Annotated in this window: 14 protein-coding genes; 6 read left to right on the top strand and 8 right to left on the bottom strand. The window is 71.5% G+C overall.

What is annotated here, in order from left to right:
• Nucleotide 1: 1 nt before the first annotated feature.
• Nucleotides 2-283 carry an Lrp/AsnC family transcriptional regulator gene (locus OMK64_RS09475; RefSeq protein WP_272727831.1) on the top strand — a complete coding sequence of 94 codons (282 nt, stop codon included), beginning with the start codon at nucleotides 2-4 and terminating at the stop codon, nucleotides 281-283.
• A gap of 116 nt (nucleotides 284-399) precedes the next feature.
• Here OMK64_RS09475 and trpD read toward each other — a convergent pair whose 3' ends face one another.
• A complete protein-coding gene (trpD, locus tag OMK64_RS09470; RefSeq protein ID WP_272727830.1) occupies nucleotides 400-1,446 on the bottom strand; it encodes an anthranilate phosphoribosyltransferase in 1,047 nt (348 codons plus the stop codon).
• Nucleotides 1,443-1,874, bottom strand: coding sequence for a response regulator transcription factor (locus tag OMK64_RS09465; protein WP_272727829.1), 432 nt, complete (start codon nucleotides 1,872-1,874; stop codon nucleotides 1,443-1,445). The genes trpD and OMK64_RS09465 overlap by 4 nt, the downstream gene beginning before the upstream one ends.
• Before the next feature lie 333 nt (nucleotides 1,875-2,207).
• Between OMK64_RS09465 and ctaE the strand changes: the two genes are divergently transcribed.
• The 5 genes from ctaE to OMK64_RS09440 all read left to right on the top strand — a co-directional run bounded on the left by ctaE (nucleotide 2,208) and on the right by OMK64_RS09440 (nucleotide 7,221).
• Nucleotides 2,208-2,834: an aa3-type cytochrome oxidase subunit III gene (ctaE, locus tag OMK64_RS09460; RefSeq protein ID WP_272727902.1), complete on the top strand. Its 627-nt coding sequence runs from the start codon at nucleotides 2,208-2,210 to the stop codon at nucleotides 2,832-2,834.
• Nucleotides 2,835-2,899: 65 nt separating this feature from the next.
• Nucleotides 2,900-3,685, top strand: coding sequence for a cytochrome bc1 complex diheme cytochrome c subunit (gene qcrC, locus OMK64_RS09455; protein ID WP_272727828.1), 786 nt, complete (start codon nucleotides 2,900-2,902; stop codon nucleotides 3,683-3,685).
• The gene (gene qcrA, locus OMK64_RS09450; protein WP_168677501.1) at nucleotides 3,682-4,704 is read left to right on the top strand and encodes a cytochrome bc1 complex Rieske iron-sulfur subunit; all 1,023 of its coding nucleotides are present in this window, start codon (nucleotides 3,682-3,684) and stop codon (nucleotides 4,702-4,704) included. The genes qcrC and qcrA overlap by 4 nt, the downstream gene beginning before the upstream one ends.
• Nucleotides 4,701-6,470: a cytochrome bc1 complex cytochrome b subunit gene (gene qcrB / locus OMK64_RS09445; protein WP_272727827.1), complete on the top strand. Its 1,770-nt coding sequence runs from the start codon at nucleotides 4,701-4,703 to the stop codon at nucleotides 6,468-6,470. Before qcrA ends, qcrB begins: the two co-directional genes overlap by 4 nt.
• 124 nt (nucleotides 6,471-6,594) lie before the next feature.
• Complete coding sequence (locus OMK64_RS09440) at nucleotides 6,595-7,221, top strand: superoxide dismutase (RefSeq protein ID WP_272727826.1); 627 nt, start codon at nucleotides 6,595-6,597, stop codon at nucleotides 7,219-7,221.
• Nucleotides 7,222-7,356: 135 nt separating this feature from the next.
• Here the strand turns inward: OMK64_RS09440 and OMK64_RS09435 are convergent, their stop codons facing one another.
• The 6 genes from OMK64_RS09435 to OMK64_RS09410 form a co-directional block, all read right to left on the bottom strand.
• Nucleotides 7,357-7,947 carry a maleylpyruvate isomerase N-terminal domain-containing protein gene (locus tag OMK64_RS09435; protein WP_272727825.1) on the bottom strand — a complete coding sequence of 197 codons (591 nt, stop codon included), beginning with the start codon at nucleotides 7,945-7,947 and terminating at the stop codon, nucleotides 7,357-7,359.
• 76 nt (nucleotides 7,948-8,023) lie between these two features.
• Nucleotides 8,024-9,160 (bottom strand): Gfo/Idh/MocA family protein, encoded by a 1,137-nt coding sequence (locus OMK64_RS09430; RefSeq protein WP_272727824.1) that lies wholly within the window; start codon nucleotides 9,158-9,160, stop codon nucleotides 8,024-8,026.
• Nucleotides 9,157-10,167, bottom strand: coding sequence for a transketolase family protein (locus tag OMK64_RS21090; RefSeq protein WP_272727823.1), 1,011 nt, complete (start codon nucleotides 10,165-10,167; stop codon nucleotides 9,157-9,159). Before OMK64_RS21090 ends, OMK64_RS09430 begins: the two co-directional genes overlap by 4 nt.
• Nucleotides 10,164-11,063: a transketolase gene (locus OMK64_RS09420; RefSeq protein ID WP_272727822.1), complete on the bottom strand. Its 900-nt coding sequence runs from the start codon at nucleotides 11,061-11,063 to the stop codon at nucleotides 10,164-10,166. Before OMK64_RS09420 ends, OMK64_RS21090 begins: the two co-directional genes overlap by 4 nt.
• Nucleotides 11,060-11,845 carry an SDR family NAD(P)-dependent oxidoreductase gene (locus tag OMK64_RS09415; RefSeq protein ID WP_272727821.1) on the bottom strand — a complete coding sequence of 262 codons (786 nt, stop codon included), beginning with the start codon at nucleotides 11,843-11,845 and terminating at the stop codon, nucleotides 11,060-11,062. The genes OMK64_RS09420 and OMK64_RS09415 overlap by 4 nt, the downstream gene beginning before the upstream one ends.
• Nucleotides 11,846-11,961: 116 nt before the next feature.
• Nucleotides 11,962-13,007, bottom strand: a 1,046-nt coding sequence (locus OMK64_RS09410; protein WP_272727820.1) for a nucleoside-diphosphate kinase, incomplete at its 5' end; no start/stop codon positions are given.

The raw sequence follows: 13,007 nt of genomic DNA, 5'->3' as shown, positions 1-13,007 counted from the left end.
CATGCTGACCGCCATCGTGCTCATCGACGCCGACGCCGCGAAGGTCCCCGAGGTCGCGGCGGCCATCGCCGACCTGCGCGGGGTCAGCGAGGTCTACTCCGTCACCGGCGACGTCGACCTCATCGCCGTCGTGCGCGTGCGCGAGCACGAGGCGCTCGCCGACGTCATCGCGGACAAGGTCGGCAAGGTCGACGGCGTGGTCCGCACGCAGACCTACATCGCGTTCCGCACCTACAGCCAGCACGACCTCGAGACCGCGTTCGCCCTCGGCCTCGAGGACTGAGCGCCCCGGGAGCACCGCGTCGGGACGGTCGGTCGGCGTCGTCCGCTCGCCGGCAAGGCGCAGGCCGTCGCGACGACGTCACGCGCTGGCCGCGCCACCTCTGGAGCGCGACGACGTCACGCGCTGGCCGCGCGCCACCTCTCGAGCGCTGCGGCGGCCGCCCCGCTGTCGATCGACTCGCGTGCGATCGCCGTCGCACGGTCGAGCCTCTCGAGGAGCGAGCCCTCGCCAACCCCGGGGAGCGTCCCGTCCGCGACGAGGGCCGCGGCGCTGTTGAGCACGACGGTGTCGCGCACGGCGCCGGGCTCTCCCGCAAGGAGGCGACGCGCGACCTCGGCGTTGTGCGCCGCGTCGGCACCGCGCAGGTCCTCGAGGTCGACGTGCGTCTGCCCGAGGTCCCGCGCCCAGTCGACGAGGTGCTCGTCGACCCGGCCGGACCGGACCTCCCACACGCGGGTCGTGCCCGTGGCGGCGATCTCGTCGAGGCCGTCCTCGCCGCGGAACACGACGGCGTCCTTGCCGCGGTCGGCGAACACGCCGGCGATGAGCGGCGCCATGCGCTCGTCAGCGACGCCGATCGCCGACGCCGCGGGCTGCGCGGGGTTCGACAGCGGGCCGAGGAAGTTGAAGACCGTGCCGATGCCGAGCGCGCTGCGGGCCGCGGCAGCGTGGCGCATCGCGGGGTGGAAGCGGCCCGCGAAGCAGAAGGTGATGCCCGCCTCGGCGGCGATGTCCGCGACGCGCTGCGGCTCGTGGTCGAGCCGGATGCCGAGCACCTCGAGCACGTCCGCGGACCCGGACGACGACGACGCCGCGCGGTTGCCGTGCTTCACCACCCGCAGGCCGGTGCCCGCGACGACGAGCGCGGACATCGTGGAGATGTTGACGGTGTGCGCGCGGTCGCCGCCCGTGCCGACGATGTCGACCGTCCGGCCCGGGACCTCGATGCGGATCGCGTGCTCGAGCATCTGGTCCGCGAGACCGCGGAGCTCGTCGACCGTCTCCCCCTTGGCGCGCAGCACGACGAGGAACGCAGCGACCCGCGCGGGGTCGGCCTCGCCGCGCATGATCTCGTCCATGGCCCACGACGCCTGCTCGCGGGTCAGGTCCTCGCGCCGGACGAGCGTGGCGAACAGGTCGGACCAGGTGCGGGCGCTGCTCATCCGGCCAGCGTCCGTCGGCCGACGAGCGACGCGACGGCGTCGTGCAGCTGCTCGGGGTCGAGCGGGCGGCTGACGACCGCGTCGGCGTGCGACCACGACGCGAGCCAGGCGTCCTGCGGACGCCCGGTGAGCAGCAGCACCGGCGGGCAGCGGTAGATCTCGTCCTTGAGCTGGCGCCCGAGGCCCATGCCGCCGACCTTGTCCGCCTCGCCGTCGAGCACGAGCAGGTCGATCCCGCCGGCCTCGGTGGTCGTGATGACCGCGTCGGCCGTCGCGACCTCGACCCAGTCGATGTCGGGCTCGCCGCGGCCGAGGCGGCGACCGACCGCGAGCCGCACCTCGGCGCGCGTGTCCACGTCGTCGCTGTAGAGCAGGACCCGGGGGCCCGTGGCGGCGGTCTGTGCGTGGTCGGGCTGGGCCGTGCTCATGGTCGTCCCTCACTCGTCGTCGACGTGCGTCCGAGGGGAATCTTGGCACGACCAGGGTGCTCGCCGGGTCATCGTCGAGGGTCGTGCCGGCGCGAGCCCTAGCACGGGTCGCCGGGCGCGACGCACGCCGTGCGACCCGCGGACGCGCGCGCGTGTCGTCGCGCGGTCCTGCGCCGCGCGACGAGTTCCGCGTGTTGACGCCCGACGCCGGTCCGCTGACCACCCGGGACGCCCCGAGGATCGTGACGGTGTGACATATACCGCGCGCCACGAGGTAGGCCCAATGACCCATGCGCAGCAGCGATCAGCCATAATGACGACGTGTCGACCGCCATGGCTGCCCCTCGCACCGCGCCTCACGTGAGCGTCAACCGACCCAACCCGGTGTCGGTGGGGACGATCGTGTGGCTCGCCAGCGAGCTCATGTTCTTCGCCGGCCTCTTCGCCATGTACTTCACGCTCCGGGCAGCGGTGCCCGACGAGTGGGCGACGCAGACCGAGAAGCTCAACCTGACCTTCGCGTTCATCAACACCTCGGTCCTGGTGCTGTCGTCGGTGACGTGCCAGATGGGCGTGTGGGCCGCGGAGCGGTTCCAGCCCGTGCGCACCGGCTCGCTGCTCCAGGTCAACCGCTGGGGCATGAACGAGTGGATGGTGCTCACCTACCTCATGGGTGCCTTCTTCATCGGCGGCCAGGTGTACGAGTACGCCGAGCTGGTCCACGAGGGCCTGACGATCTCGTCGAGCCCGTACGGGTCGGTGTTCTACCTGACGACCGGCTTCCACGGCCTGCACGTCGTGGGCGGCCTCATCGCCTTCCTCTTCCTGCTCGGTCGGTCGTTCGCCGCGAAGCGGTTCGGCCACCACGAGGCGACCACCGCGATCGTGACGTCGTACTACTGGCACTTCGTCGACGTCGTGTGGATCGCGCTGTTCGCGGTCATCTACCTGATCCGCTGACGCCCGGCGGCTCGACCCCGCCACCCAGTCCCCCATCCCCCAACGTGCGAGACGAGGATCGATCCGTGAAGGCACTCGCAGCCCGCAGGCACGATCGGCGTGCGCCGATCGTGCTGCTCCTGCTGGCGCTGCTGCTCACCGGCGGCCTGTACGCCGTCCTGGCACCGACGTCCGCGGACGCCGCGCCCAAGACGGCCACGGCCGACGACATCGCCACCGGTGAGAAGCTGTTCCAGGCCAACTGCGCCACGTGCCACGGTCCCTCGGCGGGCGGCACCGAGGACGCGCCGTCCCTCATCGGCGTGGGCGCCGCGGCGGTCGACTTCCAGGTCGGCACGGGCCGCATGCCCATGCAGATGAACGGCCCGCAGGCGCAGGCCAAGCCGGTGCAGTTCGACGACGAGCAGATCTCGCAGCTGGCCGCGTACGTCGCGTCGCTGGGCGCCGGCCCGGCGATCCCCACGGACGACATGGTCGACCCCGCGCAGGGCGACGTCGCGAACGGCATGGCGCTGTTCCGCACGAACTGCGCCATGTGCCACAACGCGGTCGGCGCCGGCGGCGCGCTGTCGCAGGGCAAGTTCGCGCCGAACCTCTGGGAGACGTCGCCACGTCACCTGTACGAGGCCATGCAGACGGGTCCGCAGTCGATGCCCGTCTTCAACGACGCGACCATCACGCCCGAGGAGAAGCGCGACATCATCGCCTTCATCAACGAGCAGGGTGACGTCTCCCCCGGTGGCCTCGACCTCGGCTCGCTCGGCCCGGTCAGCGAGGGCCTGTGGGCGTGGGTCGTCGGCCTCGGCCTGCTCATCGGTTTGTCGGTCTGGATCGGAGCCAAGTCCTCGTGAGCACGCACGACCCCCACACCGAGCTGGACGTCCGCGGCGCGGACGGCGCTCCCCAGCGCTTCGAGGACCCGGGCGTCCACGAGCACGTCCACCGTCAGGCGGACATCGACCCGCGCGCGACCAAGCGCGTCGAGCGGCAGGTCCTCCTGCTGTTCACGCTGTCGATCCTCGCCACCATCGGCTTCATCGTCGCGTACTTCGCGCTGCCCCCGGGCGAGACGCCCGAGTCGATGCGCACCTCGAACCTCGCGCTGGGCCTCGGCCTCGCGATCTCCCTGCTCGGCATCGGCATCGGCGGCAGCCACTACATCAAGGTGCTGATGAGCAACCGCGAGTACGTCGAGGAGCGCCACCCGCAGCGCACCGACGACGCGACGCGCGAGATCGCCGTGCAGATGCTCAAGGACGGTGCCGAGGACTCCGGCCTCACGCGCCGCGGCGCGATCATCGGCGCGGCCGTCACGGCGATCGCGCTGTTCCCGCTCGCGATCGTCCTGCCCATCGTCGGCAACGTCGGGGAGGACTGGAACGTCCGCAAGTTCAAGCACACGATGTGGCGCAAGGGCACGCGGCTCGCGTACGACCCGACCGGTCGCCCCATCAAGGCCTCGGACCTCACCATCGGATCGGTCGCGCACGTGCAGCCGGCCGACCTCGACGAGGCCGAGCACCCGCTCGACGAGAAGGCGAAGGCGGTCGTCCTCGCGATCCGGCTCGACCCCCGGGACATCGTGTCCGAGCAGGGCGAGGGCTGGTCGTACGACGGCATCGTCGCCTACTCGAAGATCTGCACCCACGTGGGCTGCCCCGTCGCTCTCTACGAGCAGCAGACCCACCACCTGCTGTGCCCGTGCCACCAGTCGACGTTCGACGTCGCTGACAGCGCGAAGGTCGTCTTCGGTCCCGCGAAGCGACCGCTGCCGCAGCTGCCGATCACCGTGGACGACGAGGGCTACCTGATCGCTCAGAGCGACTTCCACCAGCCCGTCGGTCCGAGCTTCTGGGAGCGCCTGACGTGACGACCACGACCACCTCCAAGGCCACGACCCCGCCGTCCGCGGGGGCGCGTGCCGTCGGCGCGACCGCCGACTACCTCGACCAGCGGACCGGCCTCGGCCACGCGGTCAAGTTCTTCGCCCGGAAGGTCTTCCCCGACCACTGGTCGTTCTTCCTCGGCGAGATCGCGCTGTACAGCTTCGTGACGCTGCTCATCTCGGGCGTCTTCCTCACGCTGTTCTTCGTCCCGAGCATGGGCGAGACCCACTACGACGGCCCGTGGGCGTCGATGAACGGCGTCGAGATGTCCGAGGCGTTCGCCTCGACGCTGCGCCTGTCGTTCGAGGTGCGCGGCGGTCTGCTCATGCGGCAGATCCACCACTGGGCGGCGCTGATCTTCATGGCCGCGATCGTCACGCACATGATGCGGGTGTTCTTCACCGGTGCGTTCCGCAAGCCGCGTGAGATCAACTGGGTCGTCGGCTTCGTGCTGCTGATCCTCGGCCTCGCGGCGGGCTTCTCGGGCTACTCGCTGCCGGACGACGTCCTGTCGGGCAACGGCCTGCGCATCACCGACGGTGTCGTGAAGTCGATCCCGATCATCGGCAGCTACCTGTCGTACTTCATCTTCGGCGGCGAGTTCCCGGGCACCGACCTGATCCCGCGCCTGTTCACCGTGCACGTGCTGCTGGTACCCGCGCTGATCCTCGCGCTGATCGGCCTGCACCTCGTGCTCATGGTGATGCACAAGCACACGCAGTACCCGGGCTCGGGCCGCACGAACAACAACGTCGTGGGCTACCCCGCTCTCCCGGTGTACGCGGGCAAGCTCCTGTTCAACCTCTTCGTGGTGTTCGGCGTCATCGCGCTCATGGGCGCGACCATGTCGATCAACCCCGTGTGGAACTACGGCCCGTACGACCCGTCACCGGTGTCCGCGGGCGCCCAGCCCGACTGGTACATGCTGTTCCTCGAGGGTGCGCTGCGCCTGATGCCGGGGCAGACGGAGATCGTGCTCGGGCAGTACACGCTGAGCCTCAACGTGATCATCCCGGCGATGGTGGTGCCGGGGATCCTGTTCACGCTGCTGGCGCTGTACCCGTTCATCGAGGCGTTCGCGACCGGTGACAAGCGCGAGCACCACGTGCTCGACCGCCCGCGCAACCGGCCGTTCCGCACCGCGTTCGGCGTCTCGCTGCTGACGGCGTTCTTCATCCTGGTCCTCGCCGGCTCGAACGACCTCATCGCGACGCACTTCCACCTGTCGATCAACGACATCACGTGGGTGTTCCGCGTGCTGCTGTTCGTCGGCCCGTGGTTCGCGTTCTGGATCACCAAGCGCATCTGCCTCGGTCTGCAGCGCAAGGACCGCGAGCTGGTCCTCCACGGCCACGAGACCGGTCGCATCGTGCGGTTCGCGAGCGGCGAGTACATCGAGGTGCACAAGCCCCTCGACGCGCACGAGCGCTGGCTGCGCGTGCAGCACGAGGCCATCCGGCCGCTCGAGATCGAGCCGGCCGAGGACTCGCGCGGCGTCCGCCGCAAGGGCTACCGCCTGGACTCGATGCGTCAGCGGCTCTCGCAGGTCTTCTACGAGGACCGCGTGGAGCCGGTGACCCCCGCCGAGCTCGAGGCCGCGCACGCGGCGCACGGCCACCACGGCGAGGTCGAGGCGGCCCCCGAGGCGCACGCGACGCCCGAGCTCGCGGGCGCGTCCGGCCGGACCGGTGGCGGCCAGCACCTCGTCGATCCGCAGGACGAGACGGCCCCCGAGACGCGGAATCGCTGATCAAGGACCAGAGTTGACCGTGGAGTCGGGCGGCTCGCCGTAACGGCGGGCCGCCCGACTCCGTTCGTACCCCGCCCGGCCGTACCAGAACGGCCGTGCACCGACGCAGGAGAGGTACTCACGCATGGCTGACTACTCGCTTCCGGACCTGCCGTACGACTACGCGGCCCTCGAGCCGCACATCTCGGGCCGGATCATGGAGCTGCACCACGACAAGCACCACGCGGCCTACGTGACCGGCGCCAACACGGCCCTCGAGAAGCTCGCGGCGGCCCGCGAGTCGGACGACCTCGCCGCCGTCAACCTCCACGAGAAGAACCTCGCGTTCAACCTCGGCGGGCACGTGAACCACTCCGTCTTCTGGCAGAACCTCTCCCCCGAGGGCGGCGACAAGCCGACCGGGGAGCTGGCGGCCGCGATCGACGAGTTCTTCGGCTCGTTCGAGGCGTTCCAGAAGCACTTCGCCGCGAACGCGATCGGCATCCAGGGTTCCGGCTGGTCGATCCTCGCGTGGGACTCCATCGGCCAGAAGCTCGTGATCGTCCAGCTCTACGACCAGCAGAGCAACATCGCTCTCGGCCTCGTCCCGGTGGTCGTGCTCGACATGTGGGAGCACGCGTTCTACCTCGACTACGTCAACGTCAAGGCGGACTACGTCAAGGCGTGGTGGAACATCGTCAACTGGGCCGACGCGGCCGCGCGCTTCGAGCGCGCCCGCACCCAGACCGCCGGGCTGATCGTCCCCGTCTGACGGCTGCCGCTCACGTCCGTCGCAGGGCCGCCCGCCCGCCTTCCGGGGAGCGGGCGGCCCTCGTCGTACGGGGAGCAGGCGTCGTACCGGCCTCGGCCCCCGTCCCGCTCCGGGCCGGTCCGGTCCGCTGTGCACTCACCACGGGCCGACCAGCTCGGGTGCGGGCCCTCGGCCGATGAGCCACGCGAGGAGCGCCGGGTGCGGGGCTCGGTCGGGCAGCGCCTGGAGGCGTTTGGGCAGCTCGTTCTCGACGAGGATCGCGGGCCAGTCGGACGGGTGGTGACCGATGTCCAGATCCACGTGGTGGACCTCGACGTTGCGCAGGTGGTGGCCGATGATCTCCACCATCGTCCGCGGTCCGGCGACCATGATCCCCTGCCGGTCCCAGTGCGTGTCGTCCAGAGCGGCCCACGCGGCCTCGAGACGCAGGAGGGAGTCGGCCAGGTCGGCGCGGAGGACGGCGGCGGGGCGACCCGCGCCCGCCTCCGCCGCCTCGTCGGGGTCGTACCCGTCGGGATGGACCCGGCGGACCTCGCCGAGCGCGGCACCCTCGAGGATCAGCACGTGCGCGCGGGCCTTGTTCGCGACGTGGGTGACCACGTGGCCCCGTGTGAACCGCGGCAGCAGGCTGGGCGCACGAAAGTCGTCGTCGGTGAGCGGCGCGAGCGCGTCGAGCAGGAGCCGATGGCTCGCACGGCACGCGTCGATGGTCGCGGTCGGCTTCATCGGGCCACCGCGGCGGCGACCACAGCGCGACCGCTCGGAGGCGAGACCGCCACCGGTGCGGCGTCCGGCGCGGCGGTCATGCCAACGGCCAGTCGCGCCCGGCCGCTACACCGATCCCGTCGGTGAAGAAGCGCGGGTTGGGGACGGAGGTCCACGTTCCTTGCGCGCGGGCAGTCTCCGAGACGACGCCGGGCAGCATCATGTCCAGGCCACGGTAGACGTCGAAGGAGGGCGTGGTTCCCCGGGTGATCGCGTCGACGAAGTCGAGCAGCGGTCCGTAGGGCGACTTCCACAACTTGGCCTCCTCGAACAACGCGGCGTAGCGCCGCGGACGGAACTCGTCCACGTACTGGTCGAGCGGCTCCCACACCCGCCCGGGGGTGCGGCCGTGGAGGTACACGCGGGGTGCGTCCGAGGGACCCCGTCCGGAGTCGTAGGCACCGGCACTGCCCTGGAACGCCACGAACGCCGTCTCCGCGGGGCGGTACGACAGGAGGTCCAACCGCATGGTCACGACGGCGTCCTTCACCGTCTTCCCGACCAGGAAGAGCGTGTCGTCCATCTCGTGCGACGTGGAGTGCCCGGCACCGACGGTCATCACCGAGTCGAGCCGGGTGTCGAGCCACTGGAGGAGCGGCCCGAGGGAGTGCGTCGGATAGGTGATGCCGTTCTTGCCGACGTGCCAGAACGATCGCCAGTTCGGTCGGCCGTGCCCGTCGAGCTGCATGTCGCGCACCTCGTACAGATACTCCCCCTCGGCGAAGTGGATGTCCCCGAACAGTCCCGCGCGCACCATCTCGGTGACGACGAGGTTGGAGGGGATGTAGCAGTGGTTCTCCGCGACCATGAACGTCGCCGAGCTCCTGCGGACCGCACCGACCAGCTCTCGCGCCTGCTCCACGCTGACGACCGGTGGGATCTCGCTGAGCACGTGCACGCCGGCGCCGAGTGCGGCGACGGCCTGGGGACCGTGGTACTGCTGCGGCGAGGCCAGGAAGACCGCGTCGACACTCCCGTCCAGCAGGTCCTCGAAGTGCTCGACCGTGCGCGTGTCGGGGAACTCCTCGAGGAAGATCGCGCGGCTCTCCGGGTCGGGATCCAGGACGGACACGAGCTCCGTCCCCGGTAGTCGGCCGACGATGCGCGCGAACTTGGTGCCCCGACCGGTGCCGACGAGACCGAAGCGGACCTTCTCGTGATCGGCGGATGTCATGACGTCCCCTCCGGTGCGGTGCCCCCGCCGAGAGCGGAGAGCTCGAGCTCGTGGCCTGCGGGGGCTGCCGGCGTCCCGGACGCGCGCGTGAGGAGCGACCTCGCGGCGCCCACGACGTCGTCGACCGTCAGCCCGGTCGACCTCAGGAGGTCACCCGCGGGTGCGGATCCGGCGTAGCCCGGTACGGCCACCCAGTCGGCGGGCACGGGTGCCCGCCGGGCCAGCGCGGCAGTGACGGCACCGACGAGCCCGCCCGCGCCCAGGTGCTCGGTGACCACCAGGACGCACCCGGTGCGACGGGCGGAGGCGCTGAGCGCCGCCTCGTCGAACGGGGACAGCCACGGCGCGTTGACGACCTCGATCGAGACACCGTCGGACTCGAGCCGCTCGGCGGCCGCGAGGACGACCGGGACCATGACGCCGTGGCTCACGATCGTGACGTCCGACCCGGGGCGCAGCACCCGCAGCGAACCGGGTGCCGTGCAGGGCCGCTCGCTGACGACCACCGGGGTCTTGTGCTTGCTGACCCTCAGGTAGGACGGGCCGTCGCCGGTGACCATCGTGCGGAGCATCGACTCCGTCTCGGCGGCGTCCACGGGGACACCGACCGAGAAGCCGGGCAGCGCGCTGACCAGAGCGAGGTCCTCGATGGCGTGCGCCGAGATCCCGTCGGGCCCGGCCGTGATGCCCGCGTGCGAGCCGACGAGAGTCACGCGCAGCCCCGGCTGCGCCACCTGCAGCCGGATCTGGTCGAAGGCACGGTTGATGAGGAAGGCGGCGAAGGAGGCGGCGACCACCGGCACACCGGACCACGCCAGCCCTGCCGCGACGCTCACCATGTTCTGCTCCGAGATGCCGCAGTTCAGGAACCTGTCGGGGTACGCGGCCTCGAAGGGAGCCGTCCGGGCGGCTCCGGAGACACCACCGTCCACGACGACGAAGTCCAGACCGTCGTCGGCGAGGGCGACGAGCGACTCGCCGAACGCGTCCCGCGTCGACCTCGTCACGGCACGTCCAGATAGCTCGAGCCGGTGGGGCTCAGCGTCGCGACCGCCTGCCGGAGCGCCTCGTCGGGCAGGGGGTCGGCGTGATACGTGGGGCTCTGCTCGATGATGGACAACCCGTGTCCCTTCCTCGTGGTCGCGATGATGGCCGTCGGCCTCCCGTCGCGTCTGGTGCCCGCCGACCTCAGGGCCTCCTGGACCTCGGGCATGCGGTGGCCGTCGATCTGCTCCACGGCCCAGCCGAACGACTGCCACTTCGCGGCGAGGTCACCGAGCGGGGAGATGGGGCCACGCGGCCCCTCGACCGCTGCGTCGTTCCTGTCGACGACGACCGTGAGCCTGTCGAGACCCCAGTGCGGGGCGAGGAGCGCCGCTTCCCAGACCTGACCCTCGTTGCACTCACCGTCGCCGACGAGCACGAACGTGCGATGGTCGAGCCCGCGGATGCGGGCGGCCTGCGCGACGCCGATCCCGAACGACACCCCTTGCCCCAGCGATCCCGACGACATCTCGATGCCCGGAGTGCGCCGGGAGACGTCCGGGTGTCCGGGGAGCCGGCTCCCCGGACGCCTCAGCGTGCGGAGCTCCTCGAGCGGGAAGTAGCCCGACGCCGCCAGCGCGGCGTAGACGACGGGAACGGCGTGACCCTTGCTCAGCAGGAACCGGTCGCGGCCCGCCCACCGGGGATCGTCCGGCCGGTGCTGGAGCACGTCGAAGTACAGGGCGGCGACGATGTCGGCGGCCGAGAACGACGCCCCCGGGTGTCCGCTCCCTGCGCACCACACCATCTCCAGGACGAGCGTGCGGAGCTGGGCGGCACGAGCCTCCAGGTCGTCGACCGGGGTCCACGTCACGCGGTCGTCCACGCCTGCCCCGACGGCCGAGGTCCGGCCGGTCATGCCGCCGCTCCCCCGTCGATCACGAGCGTCTGGCCGGTGACGTAGCGCGCACTCGACGAACCCAGGAAGTACGCCGCCTCGGCGATGTCGTCCGGGGTCCCGAACGAGCCCATGGGGATCCGCGCGAGCATCTCGGCCCGGATGGTCGGGTCACGGAAGGCCTTGCCGGGCGCCTCCGTCTCGATGAAGCCGGGCACGATCACGTTCACACGGACGCCCAGCGGCGCCCATTCGACCGCCAGGCACCGAGCCATCGAGACGAGCGCCCCCTTGGCGGCGCTGTACATCGCCGTCCCCGCCATCCCCCGCATGCCGTTGAGCGAGCCGATGGTCACGATGCTCCCGCCGCCCGTGTCGACCATGCGACGAGCGGCGGCCTGCGCGGTGAGGAAGGCGGCGGTCGCGTTGACGTGCAGGCCGTCGACGAAGTCCGAGGACGGCACCGTGAGGCTCGGCTTGCGTCGCGTCGTCGCCGCCGCGTAGACGACGTTGTCGAGGCGGCCATGGGTGTCGACCACGGCGTCGACGACCTGCTCAGGCGCCCCGTCCTCGCTGATGTCGGCGACGAGGGTGCCCATGGTCATCCCTGCGGCCGCGGCGTCCTCCGCCAACGACGCGAGGACCGAGGCCGTGCGGGCGACCGCGACCACACGGGCCCCACGCCGGGCGTAGGCCAGGCCGATGCTTCGACCGATCCCTTGGCTGCCCCCGACGACGAGGACGACCGGCTCGCTCTCGTCACTCGTGCTCGACGCGCGGCGTCGCTCCGACGTTGACTTCATGATCCTCCGTCTGCTGTGCGGAAGCCGGCACCCGGCTGTCGGACCCACCCGCGGCGGCTCGGCAGACCTGTCCGCCGGGCAGCCGCGGGAGACGAGCGCCAGGGCGCTCGGTGAACTCATGCACGAGCCGGACTGGGAGTCAGCGACTCCGATGCCAGCACCACGCGTTCCCACGTCGTGAGAGGAACCCCCGTCCGGTCGAGGCACGCGGTGACCAGGGGGAGGTCGAACGGCTCGCCCTCCTCCATCGCCTCGAGCTCGGCGTACGCGCGGCTCAGGAGTCGGCACTGCTCGTCGACGGCGCTCGCCGGATCCTCGGGTCTCATGGCGTGCACCAGCCGGTGTCGCTGTGGGAAGAGCGTCTCCCGATGGCGAGCCAAGGCGGCGAGAGGGGCGAACGGGTCCGACCGCTCGGCCGCGTCGCGGGCGCGGTCGACCACGCGGGCCACGTCCCCGACCAGGCCGCCGAGGGCTGGGAGCGCTCCCTGCGCCGAACGGTCGAGCAGGCGGTCGAGCAGCCGGGCACGCAGACGGACGCCGACGACGAACGCCGCGACCGGCGGAGGCGGGACCTCACCAGGGACGACGGGCCGCGTCGAGCCGCCGCCGGACGCGCCGTCACGCAGGGCGCGCCAGACCTCCTCGCGCTCGTCGACGCCAGGGACGAGCACCTCCAGCTCGCGGACCAGGTCCTCGGGCGTGTCGGGCGTGTGCACCAGGCTCGTCAGCAGGTTCGGTGCCCCGAGGTGCGTCCGCAGGCTGTGCTCCGGACGCGCGGCGGGGTCAGCCGATCCCTTGAGCGCACGGAGCCGCGCGGTGGCGGTCGTCCCCACGCCCCGATCGCGCAGCGCCACGAGGAGCGACGGCCCCGCCACCATGGCGTCCGCGACGACCTGCACCCGCCTCGGGGCGACGGTCGGGATCAGGCGTTCCCAGAGGCCGTCGACGTGCGCACGTCGGAGCTGCAGCATCTGCGTCCACGCCACCTCGAGATCGCGCTCCTCGAGCCAGGCGAGGGCACGCGGCACCCGGCCGCTCGCGACGCACAGGGGCGAGAACAGCGCGAACGCGGAGCGCGAGAGGACGCCGGTCGCGGCAGGCGCCGCCCCGCGCTCCGCGGTGCGGCGACTCGTGGCCGCCGTCACCCGAGCCTCGGTTCGGT

It is taken from the genome of Cellulomonas fimi, from assembly GCF_028527925.1.
Classification (GTDB): domain Bacteria; phylum Actinomycetota; class Actinomycetes; order Actinomycetales; family Cellulomonadaceae; genus Cellulomonas; species Cellulomonas fimi_C.
The sequence above is the reverse complement of the archived record's forward strand: the minus strand, read 5'-3'. Positions and strand labels throughout refer to the sequence as shown.

Coding starts and splice junctions, on each gene's coding strand:
- OMK64_RS09475 (WP_272727831.1), top strand. CDS start 2: ATGCTGACCGCCATCGTGCTCATCGACGCCGACGCCGCGAAGGTCCCC.
- trpD (WP_272727830.1), bottom strand. CDS start 1,446: ATGAGCAGCGCCCGCACCTGGTCCGACCTGTTCGCCACGCTCGTCCGG.
- OMK64_RS09465 (WP_272727829.1), bottom strand. CDS start 1,874: ATGAGCACGGCCCAGCCCGACCACGCACAGACCGCCGCCACGGGCCCC.
- ctaE (WP_272727902.1), top strand. CDS start 2,208: ATGGCTGCCCCTCGCACCGCGCCTCACGTGAGCGTCAACCGACCCAAC.
- OMK64_RS09440 (WP_272727826.1), top strand. CDS start 6,595: ATGGCTGACTACTCGCTTCCGGACCTGCCGTACGACTACGCGGCCCTC.
- OMK64_RS09435 (WP_272727825.1), bottom strand. CDS start 7,947: ATGAAGCCGACCGCGACCATCGACGCGTGCCGTGCGAGCCATCGGCTC.
- OMK64_RS09430 (WP_272727824.1), bottom strand. CDS start 9,160: ATGACATCCGCCGATCACGAGAAGGTCCGCTTCGGTCTCGTCGGCACC.
- OMK64_RS09420 (WP_272727822.1), bottom strand. CDS start 11,063: ATGACCGGCCGGACCTCGGCCGTCGGGGCAGGCGTGGACGACCGCGTG.
- OMK64_RS09415 (WP_272727821.1), bottom strand. CDS start 11,845: ATGAAGTCAACGTCGGAGCGACGCCGCGCGTCGAGCACGAGTGACGAG.